This window comes from Acinetobacter sp. RIT698, assembly GCF_009668065.1.
Lineage (GTDB): Bacteria > Pseudomonadota > Gammaproteobacteria > Pseudomonadales > Moraxellaceae > Acinetobacter > Acinetobacter guillouiae.
Genome location: NZ_WJYH01000035.1, coordinates 18,657 through 41,339, shown reverse-complemented (window position 1 = coordinate 41,339; position 22,683 = coordinate 18,657). Strand labels below are relative to the sequence as shown.

Annotated in this window: 23 protein-coding genes; 8 read left to right on the top strand and 15 right to left on the bottom strand. The window is 35.3% G+C overall.

The window, feature by feature from the left end; all coding sequences use genetic code 11:
• Positions 1–19 precede the first annotated feature (19 nt).
• Both GJV03_RS15125 and GJV03_RS15120 read left to right on the top strand, forming a co-directional pair.
• The gene (locus GJV03_RS15125) at positions 20–1,225 is read left to right on the top strand and encodes an amino acid aminotransferase (RefSeq protein WP_154130457.1); all 1,206 of its coding nucleotides are present in this window, start codon (positions 20–22) and stop codon (positions 1,223–1,225) included.
• Between the two features lie 360 nt (positions 1,226–1,585).
• A complete protein-coding gene (locus GJV03_RS15120) occupies positions 1,586–3,154 on the top strand; it encodes an ATP-binding cassette domain-containing protein (protein ID WP_154130456.1) in 1,569 nt (522 codons plus the stop codon).
• A 105-nt stretch (positions 3,155–3,259) separates the two neighbouring features.
• Here the strand turns inward: GJV03_RS15120 and GJV03_RS15115 are convergent, their stop codons facing one another.
• From GJV03_RS15115 to GJV03_RS15095, 5 genes are all read right to left on the bottom strand, one after another.
• On the bottom strand, positions 3,260–3,682 hold the full coding sequence (locus GJV03_RS15115) for a VOC family protein (RefSeq protein WP_154130455.1): 423 nt from the start codon (positions 3,680–3,682) through the stop codon (positions 3,260–3,262).
• Positions 3,683–3,714: 32 nt separating this feature from the next.
• Positions 3,715–4,461: an AraC family transcriptional regulator gene (locus tag GJV03_RS15110; protein ID WP_056511109.1), complete on the bottom strand. Its 747-nt coding sequence runs from the start codon at positions 4,459–4,461 to the stop codon at positions 3,715–3,717.
• A 166-nt stretch (positions 4,462–4,627) separates the two neighbouring features.
• On the bottom strand, positions 4,628–6,037 hold the full coding sequence (locus tag GJV03_RS15105; RefSeq protein ID WP_154130454.1) for a serine hydrolase: 1,410 nt from the start codon (positions 6,035–6,037) through the stop codon (positions 4,628–4,630).
• Between the two features lie 256 nt (positions 6,038–6,293).
• Positions 6,294–6,605, bottom strand: coding sequence for an I78 family peptidase inhibitor (locus GJV03_RS15100; RefSeq protein ID WP_154130453.1), 312 nt, complete (start codon positions 6,603–6,605; stop codon positions 6,294–6,296).
• A 157-nt stretch (positions 6,606–6,762) separates the two neighbouring features.
• Positions 6,763–7,872, bottom strand: a complete 1,110-nt coding sequence (locus tag GJV03_RS15095) for an S-(hydroxymethyl)glutathione dehydrogenase/class III alcohol dehydrogenase (protein WP_004720535.1) — start codon at positions 7,870–7,872, stop codon at positions 6,763–6,765.
• A gap of 191 nt (positions 7,873–8,063) precedes the next feature.
• Between GJV03_RS15095 and GJV03_RS15090 the strand changes: the two genes are divergently transcribed.
• Positions 8,064–9,542 carry a phospholipase D family protein gene (locus GJV03_RS15090; RefSeq protein WP_154130452.1) on the top strand — a complete coding sequence of 493 codons (1,479 nt, stop codon included), beginning with the start codon at positions 8,064–8,066 and terminating at the stop codon, positions 9,540–9,542.
• Between the two features lie 48 nt (positions 9,543–9,590).
• On the opposite strand, the gene GJV03_RS15085 is transcribed toward GJV03_RS15090, so the two are convergent.
• Positions 9,591–10,241 (bottom strand): class I SAM-dependent methyltransferase, encoded by a 651-nt coding sequence (locus GJV03_RS15085; protein WP_105712654.1) that lies wholly within the window; start codon positions 10,239–10,241, stop codon positions 9,591–9,593.
• A gap of 79 nt (positions 10,242–10,320) precedes the next feature.
• On the bottom strand, positions 10,321–11,718 hold the full coding sequence (locus tag GJV03_RS15080) for a PLP-dependent aminotransferase family protein (RefSeq protein WP_056511098.1): 1,398 nt from the start codon (positions 11,716–11,718) through the stop codon (positions 10,321–10,323).
• A 167-nt stretch (positions 11,719–11,885) separates the two neighbouring features.
• On the opposite strand from GJV03_RS15080, the gene GJV03_RS15075 reads away from it, so the two are divergent.
• Positions 11,886–12,749 (top strand): DMT family transporter, encoded by an 864-nt coding sequence (locus GJV03_RS15075; RefSeq protein ID WP_171501864.1) that lies wholly within the window; start codon positions 11,886–11,888, stop codon positions 12,747–12,749.
• A 159-nt stretch (positions 12,750–12,908) separates the two neighbouring features.
• Positions 12,909–13,400 carry a pyridoxamine 5'-phosphate oxidase gene (locus GJV03_RS15070; RefSeq protein WP_105712655.1) on the top strand — a complete coding sequence of 164 codons (492 nt, stop codon included), beginning with the start codon at positions 12,909–12,911 and terminating at the stop codon, positions 13,398–13,400.
• A gap of 6 nt (positions 13,401–13,406) precedes the next feature.
• On the opposite strand, the gene GJV03_RS15065 is transcribed toward GJV03_RS15070, so the two are convergent.
• Positions 13,407–13,997, bottom strand: a complete 591-nt coding sequence (locus GJV03_RS15065; RefSeq protein WP_105712656.1) for a uracil-DNA glycosylase family protein — start codon at positions 13,995–13,997, stop codon at positions 13,407–13,409.
• Positions 13,998–14,201: 204 nt separating this feature from the next.
• Complete coding sequence (locus GJV03_RS15060; protein ID WP_154130450.1) at positions 14,202–14,903, bottom strand: hypothetical protein; 702 nt, start codon at positions 14,901–14,903, stop codon at positions 14,202–14,204.
• A 526-nt stretch (positions 14,904–15,429) separates the two neighbouring features.
• On the opposite strand from GJV03_RS15060, the gene GJV03_RS15055 reads away from it, so the two are divergent.
• Positions 15,430–15,789 (top strand): hypothetical protein, encoded by a 360-nt coding sequence (locus tag GJV03_RS15055; RefSeq protein WP_154130449.1) that lies wholly within the window; start codon positions 15,430–15,432, stop codon positions 15,787–15,789.
• A 127-nt stretch (positions 15,790–15,916) separates the two neighbouring features.
• On the opposite strand, the gene GJV03_RS15050 is transcribed toward GJV03_RS15055, so the two are convergent.
• From GJV03_RS15050 to GJV03_RS15025, 6 genes are all read right to left on the bottom strand, one after another.
• Complete coding sequence (locus tag GJV03_RS15050; protein WP_004720553.1) at positions 15,917–16,630, bottom strand: SGNH/GDSL hydrolase family protein; 714 nt, start codon at positions 16,628–16,630, stop codon at positions 15,917–15,919.
• Between the two features lie 117 nt (positions 16,631–16,747).
• Entirely contained in the window at positions 16,748–17,020 is a 273-nt protein-coding gene (locus GJV03_RS15045; protein ID WP_004720555.1) for a hypothetical protein, read from the bottom strand.
• Positions 17,021–17,111: 91 nt separating this feature from the next.
• Positions 17,112–17,855 carry an SDR family oxidoreductase gene (locus GJV03_RS15040; protein ID WP_004720558.1) on the bottom strand — a complete coding sequence of 248 codons (744 nt, stop codon included), beginning with the start codon at positions 17,853–17,855 and terminating at the stop codon, positions 17,112–17,114.
• Positions 17,856–17,898: 43 nt separating this feature from the next.
• Positions 17,899–18,597 (bottom strand): histidine phosphatase family protein, encoded by a 699-nt coding sequence (locus GJV03_RS15035; protein ID WP_004720559.1) that lies wholly within the window; start codon positions 18,595–18,597, stop codon positions 17,899–17,901.
• Positions 18,594–19,715, bottom strand: coding sequence for a phosphotransferase family protein (locus GJV03_RS15030; RefSeq protein WP_004821462.1), 1,122 nt, complete (start codon positions 19,713–19,715; stop codon positions 18,594–18,596). The genes GJV03_RS15035 and GJV03_RS15030 overlap by 4 nt, the downstream gene beginning before the upstream one ends.
• Before the next feature lie 133 nt (positions 19,716–19,848).
• On the bottom strand, positions 19,849–21,087 hold the full coding sequence (locus GJV03_RS15025) for an acyl-CoA dehydrogenase family protein (RefSeq protein WP_056511065.1): 1,239 nt from the start codon (positions 21,085–21,087) through the stop codon (positions 19,849–19,851).
• Positions 21,088–21,193: 106 nt separating this feature from the next.
• On the opposite strand from GJV03_RS15025, the gene GJV03_RS15020 reads away from it, so the two are divergent.
• Together GJV03_RS15020 and GJV03_RS15015 are read left to right on the top strand one after the other, a co-directional pair.
• Positions 21,194–22,111, top strand: a complete 918-nt coding sequence (locus GJV03_RS15020) for a LysR family transcriptional regulator (RefSeq protein ID WP_004821458.1) — start codon at positions 21,194–21,196, stop codon at positions 22,109–22,111.
• 217 nt (positions 22,112–22,328) lie between these two features.
• On the top strand, positions 22,329–22,670 hold the full coding sequence (locus GJV03_RS15015) for a helix-turn-helix transcriptional regulator (protein WP_051065603.1): 342 nt from the start codon (positions 22,329–22,331) through the stop codon (positions 22,668–22,670).
• Positions 22,671–22,683: the final 13 nt, after the last annotated feature.

Below are 22,683 nucleotides of genomic sequence, written 5' to 3'. Positions count from 1 at the left end.
TGATTTAGGACTTTAGACCATGTTTCAACATGTAGATCCTTATGCAGGTGATCCAATTCTTTCTCTAATGGAAGCCTTTGGTAAGGATGAACGGACACACAAAGTAAATTTAAGTATTGGTCTTTATTATAATGAGGACACAATTGTTCCTCAGTTAGACGCTGTAAAAGCGGCTTTGAAAAATATTGAACCAAGCAATGACAAGGTAAAGCTTTATTTACCGATGGATGGTTCAAAGTCTTATAACGAAGCAACCCAGAAATTGGTTTTAGGTGCAGATAGCCAAGCACGTAAAGATGGCCGAGCAGTGACCATTCAAACCCTAGGCGGTTCTGGTGCACTTAAAGTTGGTGCAGATTTTCTAAAAAAATACTTTCCTGAATCTGATGTTTGGGTGAGCCAACCGACCTGGGAAAACCATATTGCAATTTTTAATGGTGCAGGAATCAATTCACATTTCTACCGCTATTTTGATGCAGCAACCAATGGTGTCAATATTGAAGGCATGTTAGAGGATTTACAGCAAATCCCTGCAAAAGGCATTGTTCTTCTTCACCCTTGTTGCCATAACCCAACAGGCGCAGATTTAACACCTGCTGAATGGGATCGTGTAATTGAAGTATTGAAAGCACGTGATTTAATTCCATTCCTCGATATTGCTTACCAAGGTTTTGGTCAAGGCTTAGAAGAAGATGCTTATGCAATTCGTGCTTTAGACAAGTCAGGATTGAATTTCATTGTTAGCAATTCATTCTCTAAAATTTTCTCACTATATGGTGAGCGTGTTGGTGGTTTAAGCTTTATTTGTGATGACCAAGCAACTGCACAAAAAGTTTTAGGTCAGCTTAAAGCAACTGTACGCCGTATCTACTCAAGCCCACCTACAACGGGTGCCTTAGTGGTTGATAATGTATTGAATGATGCAACATTAACTGAAAAATGGCATGCAGAACTTAAAGAAATGCGTGAGCGTATCATCCAAATGCGCGAACTATTAAAGGCAAAATTAACCGTTGCTTTACCTGGTCGTAATTTTGATTACCTTACAGAACAACAAGGCATGTTTAGCTATACAGGTTTAACGGCTGAACAAGTGGATATATTGAAAGATCAATATGCCATTTATTTGCTACGTAGTGGCCGTATGTGTGCAGCGGGCTTAAATTTAAAAAATATTGATTATGTAGCAACATCTGTTGCAGAAGTCATTAAAGCAACTGCTTAAATAAATTGATAAGCGTTGATTGAATCAATCAACTGCCACTTAACTCCCTTTTCATAAGGGAGTTAAGTTTTTGAGATGATTCTTTTTTAATGAGCATTTTAAAAACTTAACATTGACATACAGATTTATTTTTATACAATAAGCATTCTTATCCCCCCTTTCTTAAAAGAGTAACGCCAATGAAGTAAGTCATTTTCTCATCATTATTTATTTAATTTTTGATGTGCAAAATAGATTCTACTCAAGGCTAAACTTATCTTTTGGTTCTGATACCGTCTTTACGATAAATTAAATAATCTACTGTTATTTAAAGCTTTTATTACATACTATTTTGTGCATCCTCTATATGAGGATCATTGAATGCAACAAGCATGTATTATTTCAAATTTGAGTTTGGCATTCCCCACTCAAACAATATTTACGCAACTAAATTTTGTACTTTTTTCAGGGCAAACTTCTGCTGTGATTGGCCGTAATGGTTTGGGAAAATCGTTACTTTTTAAGCTATTACAGCTACAACAGCATTCAGATTTAGCCTATTCAGGGCAAATTGCATGGCATATCCAACATGATTATTTATCACAATTACAACGATTAAATGCCAAAACCATAGCTGAAGCTTTAGACATTTCTCATCTACACAATGCTTTTGAGCGTATTGAAAACAGTAGTGCCAGTTTTGAAGATTATGATTTGGTGGAAAACTGTTGGGATTTACCTCAAAAATGGCAACAAATTTTAAGCAATGCGCAACTGCCGCTTGATTTAAATTTTCCCATACAATACCTAAGTGAAGGTCAAAAAACCAAGCTGGCTTTGTGTCGCTTATTTTTAAAACAAGATCATTATCTACTTTTAGATGAGCCAAGTAATCATTTAGATGCCATGGCAAGAAAATGGTTAATTGAATCGATTCAGGCACATAAGGCGGGAGTTTGTATTATTAGTCATGATCTTCAATTGCTGAATCAAGTGCAGCATATTTATGCTTTAACCGCGCAAGGTTTACAATATGTTTCGGGAAATTATACTGATTATGTTCAACAGCACCAACAACAAATCCATGCCTTAACTCAGTCTATTCAACAAGAAAAACGTGAATTTAAACAGTTAAAGCAACAACAGCAAGATAGTTTAATGAAAGCACAAAAACGTCAACGTAAAGGTGCTCAATTGCGTGACTCGAACTCTCAAGCCAAGATTCTACTGGATTTTAAAAAAGAGCAAGCTGGGCAAAGTTTTGGGAAATTACGTGCACAGCAAATTCGTCAAGCAGATGAAACACAAAGCAATTTACAGGAGAAACAAACAGCATTAGAAAAAATTAAACCACAACGATTTGACTTTCAATTTCAATCATCTAAACAAGGTGAAATATTAAGAATTCACGATTTACAATTGCCTTATGCCACCACACAGAAAATAAAGTTGTCACTCCAAGCCAGTGAAAAAATCCAGCTTAAAGGTGCAAATGGCGTGGGTAAATCCACCTTATTAAAAATAATTGATCAATCACAAAGTGCTGAAATTTTCTTTACTGGACAAAGTTTATATTTGGATCAAAATTTTAGTTTACTCAATGATGATCTTTGTGTAATCGAGAATTTAGCGAAATTTAATCCAGATATGCTGGAGGTTGAATGGCGAAATTTATTAGGTCAACTGCGCATCCGCCGTGAAAAAGCACTCTTAAAATTGGGGCAACTCAGTGGTGGCGAAAAACTTAAAGTTGCATTACTTGGAATAAGTCAGCATCATCAAAATATTGATTTATTGTTATTGGATGAACCTGAAAATCACTTAGACATCGAGTCACGAGAATTACTTGCGCAAGCCATTGAGCAATTTAAAGGTGCTGTCATTCTGGTCTCTCATGATGATTGTTTTGTTAAGCAAGCTGGAATAAATGAAGAATATTTACTGAGTTAAAAGTATTATTTCATTCTGATCATTTTGAAAAACTTTCCGCCAATGGTTTATTGCCCATATGGCGGATTTCATTGGTCAAGATGTTAAATTGATGTTGTAAGGCATTTATCCAACTTTTTCAGCAAAGCCAAGAATATAGCCATTCAGATCTTTTAAATAGAATTCTTGCATACCATACCATGTTGTTTTTAGTTCAGTGAGCTGAAGATTTTTATGCTTTAGTGCTAAATAAAATTCATTAATACCCTCTATTTCCATATAAAAAGATACTGTTGCTCCAATAGCTAGCCCTTTTGAAAAAACAACATCATTTTTAAAGGTATCAGAACGTTGAAACATAAATTCCATGTTATCCCTCTGTACCAGAGCATAAACATATTCTTTATTTTCTAGAAAAGTTTGATCGATTCCATCTTGTAATTCCGGAACCGCCATGATCAGATTAAAGCCTAGGTTTTCTGTGTAAAAAGCCGTTGTTTTTTTAATATCAGTCACTTCAAAGTTTGGAGAAATTTTGCAAATTTTCATTTTTAATTCATCTTTAAATGTAAGTTATAGAATTATTGCCTTTCATCCATTTTTGATAATTGTAAAAATCGGTCGTTTTTGTTTTTACTTAACGCTTTGGGCGTTACCCCAGTATATTTTTTAATTTCTTTGATAAAATGCGCTTGATCAAAATAGTCAGAATTTGGATTTAGATTACCATTTGAAATTTCTGGGTAAGTCGCATTGCAACGTACAATACTTAAAAATTCCTTGAATGTAATACCGAAATTGGATTGAAAATATCTATTTATTTGCCTGCTACTCCAAAAAATGCTATTGGAAATTTCAGACACCGATGTAGATTTTTTTTGATACACGATTTCAAATAGTTTTAATTTTCTGCGATCAATGGGCTTTAAGAATTTTATTGAAGCGTCTAAATTGTTCGTTATTTCAGAAACAAATTTATCAAACTCGTCTGAATGATACTCGTCAATTCTCCAAAAAAACTCAGGTAAATTTATCGTCATATCTAAAATAGATTTTATCGGTGTTCTAAATATATACTCAAGGGCTAACAGCTTGAATCTGATCGCAAAGAACTTGGTGTTTTTAGAAATTTGTATGTCTTTTGGTCTTGTCCATATTCCAGTCAGTTTTACTTTTGTTAAATTTCCATCTACGAACTCGATAATTAAGTCAAAGTAACCATCTGGCAAAATGGTATGCTGAACATCTATTCCCATAGTTTCGTAATACCAAAAACACTTCACAAAATTACTCAAAAATCCATTTGGTTCAATTTCCCTGTATTTCATTTTAGTATCTCTCTAAAGTGACATATAACGACAAGAATATGAATTTCAATTGAGGGACAAAACTTGTATTTTTTATTTCAATCCAGCTATCACAAGCTAAAAGCAAACTTCCAATCTACTAAAAATATTTGCAGTGTTAAGCTTCCCCATATGCAAAATCCAAATATTATTTTTGCTTCTCATCTATAAGCTGAAAACATAATTTATCAATGTTTTTCGTTTTTGGATGAAAAGCTGAGAGGTTAGATAGCACAATAACAGCAGTCTTATCCTCAACATTTATAGCCATTGAAGATGAATAGCCACCAGTTCCGCCATTGTGCCAAACCAAATCTTTTCCTTTTTGTGATTTCAACAAATGCCAAGCTAAACCGATTTTCATATCTTTGTTCATTTCAAAGGTCGGTGTACGCGTTAAAGTCAATTCGGTATTTTTAGGATCGAATTGTGCGATTGCAAATTTTGCTAAATCCTCTGTGGTTGATAATAGCCCGCCAGCACCAAACAAAACGTCAAAATCCCAATTTGATACGATTTTTCCATCAGGATTTTGTCCCTTTACTAACTTATTATCTAGATTTTGCGAGTTTACAAATGAGTTTTTCATTGTGTATTTATCAAAAATTCTCTTTTGTAATAATGTTTGAAAGCTTTTTCCTTGTGATACGCCAAGCGTATAGCCTAATAACCCCGCCCCTAAATTAGAATAAACATATTTTTTTTCAGGCTCATTTTCAATTTTCAAATCATCTTTAAGGTATTGTTCAATCTGACTTTTACCATAATCTTTGTAGGGATTGCTTTGATTCGATAAATCTAGATTCTCAGGTAAGCGTGGTAAACCGGAGGTATGATTAGCCAAGTCTTTAAAATTCAGTTGAGTGTTATTTTTAAATTTTAAAGATGGATAAAATGGATTGATTTCATCCGTTAATTTAATTTTTCCTTCATCAACAAGCGAAGCTAAAACGGTCGATGTAAAAACTTTCGTAATAGAACCAATTTCAAAAACCTTATTCTGGTTTTCGATCGGTTTGATCATACCTTCAGTTTTTATAACCCCATAATATTTCACTTTTTGATTTTGAACGACTGCAATAGAAAGTTGCGTATTATTTGGAAAATTTTGGCTATTCGAAAAAATAATGTCTGAGATTTTTTTTGGATAAGCGTTAAGCGCATTCACAGTATTACTACTGTTTATCTCTTTTTGGACTTCATTAGGCTTCATAATAAGTCCCTTGATATGATTTTCTTGATCAAGCGAAATATTGACCGTTAACACCATTTTCTCAAACTTGGTTTTATAACTTTGATAAGTTCCTTGTTGATTGCTGAGAAATTCTTTACTTTCAATTTTTCCTGCCTGAGATTTTAATCCTGAGAAAAATTGCTTTGTCTTTTCAAGTGGCAATGTCTTTTTCATTTCAGCAGAAAATTCATCATAAATTTTTTCATACTGATCAGCATTATAGTTGTTTATAAAATTGTCCATGGCAATTTTATAGTTTTCACTCTGAGCAAATATTGAGTTTGATATCAAAATCGCAAATAGGATTAAAAATAGTCTTTTCATAAGGGTTTAATAATAGCTAATGAATTAAAGTCTTGTGCTCTAACGCTACACATCCAAAAGTACAGCTTAAAACATAACAAAAAAACTGCTTTAAGCAAGTATTATCTGTCAATCAGTAGCAAAACATTGTTATTTTAGTTTTTTATAATGATTGTTCTGTGTCGAATAGATGAAGCGAGTTTGTTAAATTAAACTTTAAAATCATGATTGAACAAATCAATATTTATTCAATCATATAAGACTTAAATTTGTGTCATTAACCACAAGTCGCTTGGGTAATTTTTTTGGTCGCAGGATCTACAGTTATCGTCACACGTTCAATACGATAATCCATAGTTACCCCTTGATTTGGCGCAACTTTACGTACGATTGATGCCTGTGTAAGCTGCTTAATTTTCGCTTCAGACATATCATTTTGTCCAATCAACTGAGTCGCGCGTTCTGCAATACATGTCGTTTGAGTGTTTTGTGCTGTTTGATCTTGCGTTGTTGCATTGGTTTGAAGCGAAGAACATGCTGATACGGTTAAAGCCATGATACCAAGACCTAAAATTGCAACATTTTTCATAAGACGACCTATTTTGATTTTTTGCTTTAAAGGCATAACATAACAAAAAAAGATAAGCTTAGAAAATTAATATATAAAACTCATACATTTATCATGCAAATAAAAACCAGTGATAGATGATGTATCACTGGCTCTTAGTGGTGCTCAGTATTTAAGCTTAAAAGTTAATCACTGTACGGATTGATTTACCTTCATGCATTAAATCAAATGCTTCATTAATTTTATCTAAGCCCATTGTATGGGTAACAAAAGGTGCAAGTTGGATATCACCTTTCATCGCATCTTCAACCATACCCGGCAATTGTGTACGGCCTTTTACCCCACCAAATGCGGTTCCTTTCCATGTACGACCAGTCACAAGCTGGAACGGACGGGTAGAAATTTCTTGACCAGCACCTGCTACACCAATGATGACCGATTGTCCCCACCCACGATGAGCACATTCAAGTGCTGAACGCATCACATTGACATTGCCGATACATTCAAATGAATGGTCTACACCCCAACCTGTCATTTCAACAATCACTTCTTGAACAGGTTTGTCATAGTCTTTGGGATTAACGAAATCAGTCGCACCAAACTCTTCGGCCAACTTAAATTTTTCAGGATTGGTATCAACAACAATGATCCGACCTGCTTTCGCTTGGCGCGCACCTTGTACAACAGCCAAACCAATACCACCTAGACCAAATACAGCAACTGAATCACCTTCTTGTACTTTTGCCGTGTTATGGACTGCGCCAATACCTGTCGTTACACCACACCCCAGTAAACAGACATGTTCAGGATTTGCTTCTGGGTTAATTTTAGCCAATGACACTTCAGCAACAACGGTATATTCACTAAAAGTTGAACACCCCATATAGTGGTAAATAGGTTCACCATTATAAGAAAAACGTGTCGTTCCATCAGGCATAACCCCTTTACCTTGTGTAGCACGAACGGCTGTACACAGGTTGGTTTTACCTGATTTACAGAATAAGCATTCGCCACATTCTGCCGTATATAAAGGAATCACATGATCCCCAGGTTTTACTGAAGTTACCCCTTCACCAACTTCGACAACAATACCAGCCCCTTCATGACCTAAAACTGCTGGAAATACGCCTTCTGGATCATCACCTGATAAAGTAAATGCATCTGTATGACAAACCCCTGTATGGGTAATTTTAACAAGGACTTCGCCTTTTTGTGGGGGAGCAACATCAATTTCCACAATTTCTAAAGGTTTTCCTGGACCAAATGCAACAGCAGCACGTGATTTCATAGCTAAATATCCTAATAGGTTTGTGTTTTAACAGTTGGACTACAGTAACCTTTTTCTCTTTACAGATTCAACCATTAACTTGATGATATGATTTAGTAAAATTTAAAGTACTCATTGAAAGAATGAATCATTCAAAGACTTCACTTGCCTTCGTTATTTTGGCTTTTTCAATCACTGGATGCAGTTTACCTATGAATCAACCAGTACAAGAACAACAAGTTAAAGTATATGCAGAGCAATGGATCAATGAGCCTGAAGCAAAACAGATGCTTACTCAAGGGCTCACTGCATATTTAGCCATGAATGATGCTTTCCAAAGTATAGCGTCACGTATCCATCTGATTCGAAAAGCCAAATATACACTTGATTTACAATACTATATTTGGGCAGATGATTTTATTGGCAATTTAATGCTACACGAATTGCTTAAAGCTGCTGACCGCGGTGTAAAAGTACGCTTATTAATCGATGATCAAAATGGAACAAAAATAGATCGACAATTAAGTGCATTGCTAAGACATCCAAACATTTCGATCAAATTATACAATCCTTATAAATTCCGACACTTTCGTGTAATGGATTATATTTTTAGAATGAACAGAATCAACCATCGAATGCACAATAAATTAATTATTGCTGATGGTGCAATTGCTGTGACAGGCGGACGAAATATCAGCAGTGAATATTTTGATGCCAGTGAATCTTTCCAATTTACCGATATGGATATTTTATTTTTTGGTAAAGCGGTCAATCGTGCAAATGAAGTTTTTACCGACTTTTGGAATTTTCAATTAAGCTATCCGATTGATCAATTTATTCATAAAGGTTCTGAGCAAGATTTATTAACTTTGCGAAAAAGCTTTGAACGACTTGAACAAGCTGAACATACGACAGATGAAAAGGTAAATCTTGAGCAGAAAGAACTCGCCAATGAGCTTAATCAAAATAAAATCAATTGGGCTTATGCCGATTTTCTGGCAGATTCTCCAAAGAAAAGTTTAGGACAAGCACACAGTAATGAATTAATTTCACACCAAATTCACCAACATTTGGGTGATCCCAAACAAGAAATGGATTTGATTGCCGCTTATTTTGTCCCTACAAAAAATGGGACGGATTTCATAAACCAATTCCCTAAACAAAATGTCAAAGTCAGAATTTTAACCAACTCCTTTATGGCAAATGATGTTGCGCTTGTCCATGCGTTTTATCAAAAGTATCGAGTTGACCTGCTTAAAGGAGGCGCAAAACTTTATGAATTTAAACCTTATATAGAACGCAATCGCCGTACTTGGTATGAGGTCCTTACAGGAAATATCATTCCGAAAAAAGGCAAAAATAAATCCAGTTTGCATGCAAAATTTATCAATATTGATGACAAGGTCTTTATTGGTTCATTTAACCTAGATCCAAGATCATTCAATATCAATACCGAAGTTGGACTGGTTGTTCAATCAGATCCTTTACAGGAACAAATTTCAAATCTATTGGATCAAACCCTATTTAGGGTTGCTTATGAGTTAAAACTTAATCCGCAAGGTGAACTGATCTGGTTAGATCATCGTGCTGATGGCAAAGTGATTGAATATAAAGTTGATCCTGAAACTACGCGATTCCAACGATTTGTCATGTATAGTGTGTCATATTTGCCACTTGAATGGATGATGTAAGTTTAATGTAATGACAACATGCATACTAAATGCATTACAATCTTAAGACTATAAATAACACTCAAACAGACAGAGTCCTTTGATCTCTTTAACCAGTTCTATGTCAGTAAAGCCTGCATATTTTAAGCTTTGAAAATGTTCATGTTTCGACATATACAAGTCATTATTGCTCATCGCGTCTGATGCAAAAATATGGTCACAGACCAAATACAGAGCATCACGTTTTAATAATGTCTTTACTTGTTGATGAAATTGATTTGCATAGTTTTTATGGCGTAACTCATGTAAAGCTTGATGAATAATGATGGCATCATATTGTCCAAGCTGATCGCGCCAATCTTCATTTTTAAAATCAGCAATCAGATATTGCACTCTGCCTAACTCAGAAGAAAGTAGCTTACTTTTAGAAAGCTCATGCATTGCATCAGAGAAATCTAGCGCTGTATATTCAATATCAGCACACTGGGTAAGTAAATGTTTGGCAAGAAAACCAGGACCTGAACCTATTTCTAAAATATTGAACTGCGCGTTTTGATCAGTTTGATAGTGTTTCTCTTTGGCTGCTTTTTGAATTAAATTCACATAATAGTCAAAAAACTCATAACGCCATGGGCGTTTTTCATTGGCTTCATTAGCCCATTGCAAAGCATCTTGCGGATTTTTTAAATCAATTGGACTTGGTATATCCTGAACACTCATTATAATTATTCCACTGAAATCAATATAAATTTGCTTACTATTTACCCATATTTTAAAGCAATAAGGAAAAGGATTTTCGCTAACTTTGTAAGTTATTTATTTTTAACTGCTGAATTGACATTGCTAAGATATCAAAGACCTTTTTATCCACGCATTGTGCAACATTAAAGCGCATGAACTGTCCTGCATTTTCAGCTTGGCTAAAAGAATTACCCGGTGCAAGAATTACGCCCTGTTTGAGACATAATTTTGATAATTCCGCCGCATGTATACCATCTGGCAATTTGCACCATAAAAAAATCCCTGCTGTTGGCACAATCCACGGTTTTATACCGAGTTGCCCCAACTTTTGCATCATTTCATTGCTGACTTTAAGCAAATGTTTCTTTAACCAATCTAAATGTTTAGGATAACTGCTGTCCATTAAAGCCTGATAAATAATTTCTGCATTTAAATGACTATTGCTAAAGTTGGTCGCAATTCTTAAATCTATTAATTGATCAATCAGCTCAGACTCCGCAATGATATAACCGCAACGAATTGCTGCTGAAAGGGTTTTGGTAAAACTGCCAATCTGAATGACATGTTTAAAACCGGCTAATGAAGCATAACGTGGTGCGGGTGTATATTCAAAATCAGCAAAAATTTCATCTTCAATAATCAATAAATCAGTTTTCTCAACCAGCTTGGAAATTTGATAAACCGTTTGTAGCGAAATCGTGGCTCCTGTTGGGTTATGAATCCCTGAATTGGTTAAATAGATTTTTGGCTTTAAATTCAGTGCTTGTTCAAATTTCTCTACATCTGGTCCCGTTTCTGTAAACGGAATTGGAACGGCTTTTAAATGATGGGCCTTAATCAAAGCGCGGAAATTAAAATAGCAAGGATCATCAATCAAGATCACATCACCTGCGCTAAGCAGGTGTCTGAAAATTAAATCAATGGACTGGGTTGCTGAGTCAGTAATAAGAATTTGATTCAGTTTGAATTTTAAATCATACAGTTCTTTTTTTCTGGCAATAAATTTACGCAACTCCAAATGTCCATGCGGTGTTGCATAATCGGTGAGCATGATGATTTCAGACTTAGCAGCTTGTTTTAACGCTTTACGGATTGATTGTTCAGGCATCCAAGTAGTGGGTAACCAGCCACAACCCGGTTTTAGCACATCCGTCTTCGCCTCTAATGACTGCCTTGAAATCCATAAAGGATCTATTTCACGTTGATACTGTATTTCAGTATCAATCATTTGCATCGGTTCAGCTTTACCTAATACATAGTAACCAGAACCAAGACGAGATTCTAAAACACCTTCCGCAACTAATCTGGCATAGGCTTCAACGATCGTTGAAACAGAACAGTTTGTTTGTGTAGCAAACTGACGGACTGAAGGTAAGCGTGAACCTGCAATCAAACTTTTATTCGAAATTTGATTTTTAATCATCAGCACTGTTTGTTCAATTTTAGTTTTTGCCATTTAAAACCACATATTTTAAAGATAAGAAATCTGAGAAAACTCGTTAGATTGAGTAGAATTGTACTGGTAAAAATAGCATAACAGTTATTTAAAATTGTACTGTAGTGTACATATATATTTCCAGTAAATAGCGCTTAAATCATCATAAATTGACTGAGTAATTGATGATGGATAAAACAAATATTGGCTGGCTAAATGGTTTTATTGGTGTCGCGATTTTTGCTGGCTCTTTGCCCGCAACCCGTATTGCCGTCATGGGGTTTAGTCCAGAATTTTTAACCACAGCTCGGGCAGCGATTGCAGGAAGTATTGCTTTAATCTGCCTGTTTATTTTACAGCAATCAAAACCCACTTTTGCCCAATTTAAATCATTGGTTATTGTGGCTTTAGGTGTGGTGATTGGTTTTCCATTATTTACAGCCTTAGCTTTACAAACAGTATCCTCTGCACATGCTATTGTCTTTGTTGGTCTCTTGCCTTTATCGACTGCAATTTTTGCAGTTTTACGCGGGGGTGAAAAGCCTGCTACACAATTTTGGTTATTTGCCTTAATTGGTAGTGCCATTGTGGTTGGATTTATGTTTTATGAAAACCGTAATTTAAGTTTTAGTGTGGGTGATTTCTATATGCTTGCATCAATTGTTGTCTGTGGACTGGGTTATGCTGAAGGTGGAAAGCTTTCAAGAGAACTGGGTGGATGGCAAGTGATTTGTTGGGCTTTAGTGGTTGCATTACCCTTGATGCTTATCTCAAGTCTATATTACCTACCTGCAAGCTTTGCAAATATTCATTGGCCTGAAACAATTGGTTTAATCTATGTGTCGCTGTTTAGTATGTTGATTGGCTTTATTTTTTGGTACAAAGGTTTAGCGTTGGGCGGAATTGCCAAAGTTGGACAAATTCAATTGGTACAACCGTTTATTGGTTTAATGCTTTCAGCGGTTCTATTGGGTGAGCATGTAAGTTTTGCGATGATTGTTGTTTGTTTTGCAGTTGTGATCTGTGTTGCTCTGGCAAAACGATTTGCATAGAAAATGGAAAGGCTTAAAGCATTTATTGACTGTATGTGTATATCGATTTAATCAAGTACAATGGGATAAATGCCTAAGCTAGAACAAAAACTGTCAATTACAGATATGGTTTATTTTGCTAATTTTATTCAACATGTTGACGCTTTAAGGAGAAAAAACATGATTGATTCCCAAAATTGGCAACAAATAATAAAAACCATTTCAACTGCTCAACGTGCCTCTATGCATTGTTCGATTGCAACTGTCGATCAATTAGGGCAACCCAATATAACGCCTATAGGAACCGTATTCTTAAAAAATAATCAAACTGGATTTTTCTTTGATACTTATAGTGAATCATTTAAAGAAAACATTCCTAACAATAGCAAAGCATGTTTACAAGCAGTGAATATTAAGCGTTTTTTCTGGTTGAAATCGATGATTTTAGGTAAATTTTCAGATTTCCCTGGTGTTCGTTTAAATATCGAAATTAGTGAACTACGTATCGCCACTGCTGAAGAATTAGCAATGATTGAACAGCGTATCAAACCACTCTCATGGACTAAAGGGAGCCAATTGATTTGGTCTAGTTTTACCCATGTTCGAGATTTTAACGTAACTGGTTTTAAATGGGTTCAATACCCAACCATGATGCCAAATTATGAGTTTTAAGCTTACTTAAAGTAAGCCTATTTCTTTAAATAAGTTCTTATATGCCTCTGCCTTCTTATCCAGTGCTAATGGATACGCTCTTGATGAAGAAGGCATCCGATATAAACATATCTCTCGTTCAGCAAATATAGCTTGTGAGGATTGCCCTATCTGTGGCTTTTCAGTTTCTTCAGGCATAGATAACATCAGGGTATCTGTTGCCTTATCTCCAGTGGTCATGATGCTGTTACATTCAGGAATTTGCGCTAAAAGCTGTGATAGGTCTGTGGGGGTTTTAATCTGTAGGAATTTATCTGAGGCATTCCCTTTTAAGCGAATAACTTGATACGCCGTATCAAAAATTGCGATACCTTTTTCGATTAAGAATTCGCGAATGCGTTGTTCTTTAAAATTTTTATTGGGTAAATCTAAAAAGTGGTCTTTATTTTCAAAGAAAATAAGCCCAAAAATCCGCCACATATCATTTTGATAATTCGGATAATAAAAATCCATCTTCCATCTGCTTTGAGGCGGTGGAAAGCTACCAAGCATCAACAGCTTAGCATTTGAAGGAAGAAATGGTTTAAGTGGGTGGGTTTCTATCTCTATATCAGTCATTTATAAATAAGAAATAATCTAAGAATTATACTGTTATCTTAACATTTTTACTTGCTAAGCATGGGTAGTTGTTTCTAATTTTATATTAAAGATTTTAAATCGTAAATTTATCCATTTTCTTTTAATTAACCAACTTAATCGATTGTTGTGCTTATTCAATAAAACCACCCGCAGGTGGTTTAAATACAACTTACACAATAAAAATCAGTAGCCATTCGCGCTTAACTTAACTCTAAAAGGCTCTGTTTGATTTCTCATCATTTCCTTCATCTCAGCTGTGATCTCAACACCCATCTCTTCAAGCATTAACAAACCAAATTCTGAAGTGCTCTCTGCAAAATTTTTGTTATCTATTAACATTTGAGCAAGCTTTACATTTTTAGGAAAATCAGGGAAAAACTCATTAAAGTCTTTTTTATCTTCAATTCCAAAATAGATAAATCTTCTCCATTCATTAGTTTGAATATCGCGTATAAAAATTATGTCAGCTTCAGTCTGCATACGTTTTTTGAATAGTTCATCTTGTGATTGCATAGGCACAACACAAACTTCGCCTACACTTGAAATATAATTTAATTTTGGTTTTAAAAATGTAGAATCTATATTTTTATAAGATCCATCTTTGGCTAAATCTTGCTGTAATTTAATGTCTTTTCTGTACTCAGCATCGCTGATCCATTCGCCTGAAGAAAAAGTCTGTCCTTGATGCTTAGGTTTAAGTTTTCGATCATATTCAATCTGGTCATAATAACTGATCACATCATCAAGTGAACCATTTTTTAGTATTTCTATTTCCTTGTCCCCTTGCTTATTAAAAATTTCATAGCTTTTTTCACACTGTAAGTTCTCTGCAAAGGAGAAACTTGATGCTAAGGTTGTTAAAGCAATAATGAATAATTTTTTCATGAAATACCCTCTTAATATTTTGGGGATAAGATACTCAGGTTGAGATCAGAAATAAACCTTACAAAAAATTTATTTAACACAACACATTAGCTGATTTTTTCAACTTGACCACTAAGCTATTATTTTTAAATAAATTTTAACAACATTCCGACAAAACTATTTTGCATCAAATCTCTTTATGAAGGGTCAATTCTTTATTGCTGCTGTGATTACTGATTTTAAAAAGTTACTAGAAATTTCATATAGAACAGAGCTTTAATCAATATTCTTAGCGCTAATAAAAGTCGTTGCGTCAATTCCACCCCATATAAAAAATACAAAACGTGGCGATGTGCTGTTTTTAATCGGAAAGTTCAAATAAAATCATTAAACATCTTGAATTTGTAACAATTTCAAGATATGGTAATAAAAATCATTGCATATCTCGGTAATATATTTGATAGTTAAGGTTCTTTAAGATTTATCTAAATATTAACTGACTTTATACAACCAAAAACTTTTTCTTAACATTAAAAATCAATTCGTTATGAACATTAAACTTTTTACAGCATTATTCTTGATCATTGCCCTGTCTGCTTGCAATAAAGAGCCTGAGCAGCATGTAACTGCGCAAACAGATCGACCAACCCTCACTGCACAATTTGAACAATCAGATGAAATGATTAGTAAATATCTTGATCAACTTGATGATCCAAATACAACATTGGATGATAAGACCAGAATCGTATGTCAAGATTATCCTAAAGAATACAAATCGAATTATATGCCAAATTTACTTAAATTAAATCCAGAGAACTATACTGAAGCTAAATTACTTTCAGACTTAGATATTGCTTTAAACTATTACAAAGAAAAAGAAAATATTCAGTGTAAAGTTACAAGATAGTGATTTTAGTTAATTAGTTTTTTCTAATGAAATCAACAAAGTAATATTTTATGAATGGCGTTGATACTTTTTTGAATCGTACTTTTAGTCTTTTGTTATAGTCAAAAATAGATATTTGAACGTTGTATTAGCTAAATTTTTTAAAAATACACTGTGAAATTTGTTTTGCCCAAATTTGATAAATTTCCTGACTCGGGTGAAAACCATCACGTGCCATTTGTAAATTTAAAGTTTTAAAATGGGCTAAATCAAAACGAATCAATTGATAATTGATTTTATTTTCGATGAATTGGGCTAACTTCTGATTCATTGCACTCGAATACTGTCCAAACAACCATCCCAGTGGATTTGGTAATGCTGGAAACAGATTCATTGGGGGGACACCCGTAACTAAAATCATCTTTGGCAAAAACTTAGCTTCAATTTCTGTATAAAGCCCCCTTTGTTGCTGAATCCATTTTTGTGGTGAAATAAGTTTTGTGACATCGTTTACTCCAACCGATGTAATCACAACATCAAACTGCTGATTGTCTAATTGTTTGGTTCTTTGCAAAATTTCTAAGGTGCTATCCCCCGTTTTCGCTTCTAATTGATAAGTGACTTCAAAATTAGAGGCTAATTCATCGAGTAAACACCCCAATAAGGCTTCACGTTGATCTTCAACCCCCACACCTGCGGCAGCAGAGTCACCCAAAATTAAAATAGATAGTGCTTTTCCTTGTCCTATAACACCTTTTCGCAATCCTTGAGGTTCAGCTAATCGAAGTGTATTTTTCTTGACGCGATAACCTTGAAGAATTAATGCGGGAACGAGAACAATGGTAGAGATTTTTAAAAGCATATTCGAGTACCAATCCAACAAAGCTATCTCAAAATCAGTCAGAGTCAGATATAGCTTGTCGCAGTATTAAAATCATAAAGTTCAATGTCGATTTTACTTAATTGTATGGCCAAGTTGCTATTGGGCTAAATCAACAAAATTTAAGGCAAAAGCAAATATAAATGTACCAATAAACTCAAAAATTAAAACCGCATACTTTCTACTTTTGGTCATCAAATAGGCATTATAGGTCCCGATTAAAATGATACCAAGATACATTAACTTTTGAATATCATCGATTTGCATAAGGCATTGTTGAATTTCACAGTGCTTTTCAAAAAAGAAGAGATACAAGATACGCGCAAGAAAAACTAAAAAGCTGGTCAGGAAAAAACCCAATACGATAAACATGTTAAAATTCTCATTTTTTTTATCCAGTTAGATTCTAAAGCTTTATCTATGCAATGCAATAAAAAAGACCCTTGTTGGGTCTTTTTAAAGCTTAACCAAGTTTATTTACAATTTTTAATGGCAATATTTTCATGGCTAGTCCTATCGGTAACCAAGGCCATTGTGGTACATAAGCTTTAACAGGCTGTTTTTCAATTGCTTTAACCAATAAATGAGAACCTGTTTCAACATCGACCTCAAACGGTAGTTTTTTTGCCCCTTCATTAATTTCAGTACGAATATAACCAGGGAAAATCGTAGAAACTTTAATTTTCGTGTCAATTAACTCAGCACGTATCCCTTCCGCTAAAGCAGCTACACCAGCTTTACTTGCGCCATATGCGGTCAAGTGTTTAGGCATACCACGAAGTGCACTCATAGAAGAAATCACAACCAGATGACCAAACTTTTGCTCACGGAATATTTCAACAGCGGCTTCACACTGTGCCAATGCAGAAATGAAATTGGTTTCTACAGTTGCACGGTTAATCTCAAATTTACCATTGCCAATACGACGACCATCACCAACACCTGCATTGACAATAATACGATCGAGCTTACCAAAGTCCTGCTTAAAAGCTCGAAAGACTTGAAAAACTTGCTCATAGTTGGTCACATCTAAAGTTTTGGCAATTACTTTGATACCATATTTAGACTCCAACTCTTGTTTTAAGCTTTCTAAACGCTCTAAACGACGCGCACAGACGGCTAAGTTATAACCTTTTTGCGCAAATTCTCGTGCCATTCCTGCACCAATTCCAGAACTTGCGCCTGTGATTAAAATGGTTTTTGCCATTACAAATTCCTTAAACTGTTTTTATATTTCTAAAAGTGCGACTTTAAATCCACGTCAATAATTGCGGATCTTCAGCCTTAATAAAATGATGTTCATTCAGACTCAGTAATTGCGGTTCATTTCCCACCAGTCTTAATGTCGTTAAACTGGTATTGGCAATTGCCCAATTCAATGCAAAGGTTTTATTGGCACTTAACTCCAAGAGTTTTCCTGCAACAACTGAAATAACTCCGCCAGAAGTAAATACGATTGCATAGCGAGGTTTGGTTTTCACTAACTCATCACATAAATTCTGTAAAGCCGTTTCTACACGGTTTTTAAAATCTGGCCAAGATTCGTCATACTCATGGTGATATTCACCACCAGTCCAACGGTCAATTGCCCCTTCAAAAATTTTTGCCAAATAGGCACGTGGACTTTTTTCTTTGGCAACATCTTGTTGAAGTAGATGCGGTTGATTAAAACGCGGATCATATTGAGCAAAAACTTGTTGGTGGTTAAATTCATTCCAATGATGGTCAGTCACAATTTGAGCATCGGAAAAACTTTCAGCCAAAGCAAAACTTGCTGTTTGCTGATGGCGTAACATTGAACCTGCAACCACATAAGGCTCTTCTTTCAAAATTTTATCGAGATATTGCCCCAATAGTTTGGCTTGTAACTCGCCATTGGGTGAAAGTTTGTCATAACTCTCTGCACCAAATGACGCTTGTCCATGACGAACGAGGTAGATTGTGGTCATTTTCCTAAAATTTCCTTAAATTTTTCAAGATATTTCTGTGCGACTTCATTGGCTTCAATTTTTTGTAAACCGATAAGTTTTAATGCACGAATATGTAAGGCATGAATCACAATCCAAAAATCTTTAAAAGCAGGATTATCTGTTTGTTTATGATAGTAACGATAATAAATTTGCTGTGCGATTACAGCTAAACGGAAAATACCAAATACTTCGTAGAATGCCCAATTATCAGGTTTTAATCCGGTTTTTTCTAAATAATATTCAACCACTTCTTTACGGGTAAGCATCCCTTTTAAATGTGTAGGCTGGCGACGGGTTGATTTAAAAATTTGGTTGTCTGTATCTTCCACCCAATAGGCCAAAGCAGAACCTAAATCCATAAGAGGATCACCAATGGTTGCCATTTCCCAATCCAATACACCAATCACTTGGGTTGGGTTTTTAGGGTCAAGAATGACATTATCAAAACGCCAATCATTGTGAATCAAACACGTGTTTGAGTCAGCAGGAATATTTTCATTAAGCCATTTACGTACAAATTTAAAACTCGGCACATTGATGGTGTGCGCCTTTTCATAACGTGCATCCCAACCTTCAACTTGACGACGGCAATACCCATCACCTTTTCCAAGTTTTTCGAGTTCGGTGCCTTGATATGGAACTTGATGTAATTCAATCAGCTTGTCTAAGACATTAATACATAATTCATGCACTTGCTGTTGAGTAAAATTCAGCTCAGGGGGCAGTTTGGCACGCGGAATAATACCTTCAATGCGTTTCATCACATAGAAGTCACAACCAATTACGGATTCATCCTGACACAGCGCGACCATTTCAGGAAGAACTGGGTAGTATGGTGCAAGCCATTTTTGTACATGATATTCACGCGCCATATCATGTGCAGATTTCGCCTTTGTCCCTTTGGGTGGACGACGTAAAATTAAATCAGCATTGTCATATTTTAAACGATAGGTCCAGTTTGAAGCTCCGCCAGAATATTGAGTCACTTCTACATTGCCTGAAATTTCAGATCCATTTTCAATGAGCCAATTTCCGACAGCACGAATGTCCAGCTCCTCGCCTTCACGTATACTTCCACCAATATCAATGACTGACATATTATTTCCCTGAATCTTATGTTTTAAACCATACATCTCTAAAGAATGATACTTTTAACTAAAAACTTCACTTGCTCACTACTTTATATATAACACCTCTAACATAAAGCAGTTATTTTTTATCAGCAAATTGTTATTTTTTACGCGAGCCATAACCTCGTTTTTTTAATTCTAATTTTGCAATCATCCCTTTATGCACTTCATCTGGGCCATCCGCTAAACGTAAACTGCGGGCTTGAGCAAAGAATGCTGTTAAAGGTGTATCTCGTGATACGCCCATGCCACCATGAATTTGAATGGCCATATCAACTACTTTTTCAAGAACTGAAGGTGCAACAACTTTAATGGCTGAAATCTCGGTAAGCGCAGCCATAGTCCCTTGAGTATCCATTTTATACGCCGCATACAGGGTTAACAGTCGTGCTTGATCAATCGCAACACGAGCATCTGCCACACGTTCTAAATTTCCACCTAATTTAAGCACTTCTTTACCAAAAGCAGTTCGACTCATTCCTCGATCAATCATTAATTCTAATGCTTTTTCAGCAGCACCAATGCATCGCATACAATGATGAATACGACCCGGACCTAGACGCCCTTGTGCAATTTCAAACCCTTGTCCAGCACCACCAATAAAATTACTTACAGGTACACGAACTTGATTAAAACTAATTTCGCCGTGACCATGTGGCGCATCATAATCACCAAACACGGGTAACATACGTTCAATGGTCACGCCTTGAGTATCTACAGGCACTAAAACCATGGAATGTTGATGATGACGATCTTTGCTTTCATCAGGCGTATGCGCCATAAAGATAATAATTTTCGCATTTGGATCTCCCAAACCTGAAGACCACCATTTACGACCATTCAATACAATTTCATCACCATCTACCACTGCAGTTGCCTGCATGTTGGTTGCGTCCGATGAAGCAACTGCTGGTTCAGTCATACAGAATACTGAACGGATTTTTCCTTCTAATAACGGCTTAAGCCATTGTTGTTTTTGTTGATCTGAACCATAACGCCATAGCACTTCCATATTGCCACTATCTGGAGCATTACAATTAAATACTGTGGGTGCGATTAAACTACGGCCTGACAGTTCTGCGATATGGGCATATTCCTGTACAGATAAACCTGCACCCAATACTGGGTCTGGTAAAAACATGTTCCAAAGTCCAGCAGCTTTTGCTTTATTTTTCAGGAGTTCAAGTTGTGCTGGCCATTGCCATTTTGTCCAATCACCGCCTTGATTCAAATGATGGACTTCATTCCAAAAATCAGCTTCTACAGGTTCAATTTCATTTTTAATAAAGGCTTGGGTACGTTCTACAAATTCTTGCGCACGTGCTGAAAGTTCAAACATGCTTATCTTCCTGTAAATATATGGATAAATATTTGAATAGTGACTCTTTACTTTACCTTAGCTGAAAACCTATTATGAACCAAATGATTTAATTCAATACCTCACTATGAATATGATTCATAATAAAACCAATCTTGATATGTCGATTTTCAATCATATTGATATTAATTTATACCCGCTTTTTATCACCATTTATGAACAAAGAAATATTTCAAAAGCGGCAAAGATTTTATGCATTACTCAGTCTGCTGCAAGTCATGCTTTACAAAGACTTAGGCTGCATTTGCAAGATGATTTATTTGTTCGCGCTGGGAGTAAAATGCTGCCTACCCCTTTTGCTGAACAGATTTATCCATCTGTACAAAATGCTTTATTTGCTTTTCAAAATATCTCCAAACAAAAACAACAGTTTGATCCCAGTTCAGTACAAACCTTACGCATTGCAATACATGATGAAATTGAACCGATTATTTTTCCTAAATTGATTCATCATTTTCAAAAATTGAATTTAACCATTCAGTTTCTAAGTACCAAGCTTGACCGCAAAAATGTAATTGCTGATTTAGCTGCTCAACAAGTCGATTTTGTCATTGATCTAGAACAAAATTATGGTGATAAAATTAATTATCAAAATTTGGTTCAAGATCATTTTGTGATTTGTTCTCAGCATACAAATATCAATTCTGAACTGTATTTTGCATCACCTCATATCGGTGTTTCTTCACGCCGTACTGGTTTGCTTTTAGAGGATATATATTTAAATCAAGCGCAATTTCGTCGTCAGATTTTTATGCGTTGTCAGCATTATTCAACTGCCCTGCAAGTTTTAGCACAATATCCTGATGCGATGTTAACCATTCCAAAGCAGATACTGGCACATTTACAAGTTGATCAAAGTATCAATATTTTTGAGCATCCTATTGATCTACCTGTATTAAATATGGGAATTTATTGGCACGGTGCGCTAAATGAAAATTCTAGGCATATTTATTTAAGAGAAGAAATTTCTAAAATTTTTGCTTAGGCTATTTTTTAAACGATTGGATTTAGCATGCGGTTAAGCCGCTCATTTACTATCATTCCTATTCTTGATGATTTTCTTCATTCTAGTAGGTGAAATTAAGCTACTTAACTATTCCATTCAGCATCAATACATTGAACTCAAATTATAAAAATAAGACATAAAATCCATGTTAACCATGATAGTATACATTTTATGTCATGTTTTGGATGATATTGCTATGAGAACTTCGGCGCATAATTTTATGCTTGATGGTGTGGAAGACATGTTGACTCAAATTGGGACAAATATCAAAAAAGCCCGACTTCGACGTAATATGACCATTCATGATTTGGCCAATCGCATTCATGTAGATAACCGAACGATCTCACGTATGGAAAAAGGTGATCCAAGTACCAGCCTAAAAAATGTGATTTCAGTTTTAGTGATCTTTGGCCTTGAACATACCCTAGGCTCACTCGCGAATCCTGAGTTGGATGAAGTTGGCTTAGCACTCGAAAATCGTAATAGTTCAGTACGTGCAAGATTAAAAAAACAGTCTGTAATTAGTGATGATTTCTGATAGGTAAATGAAC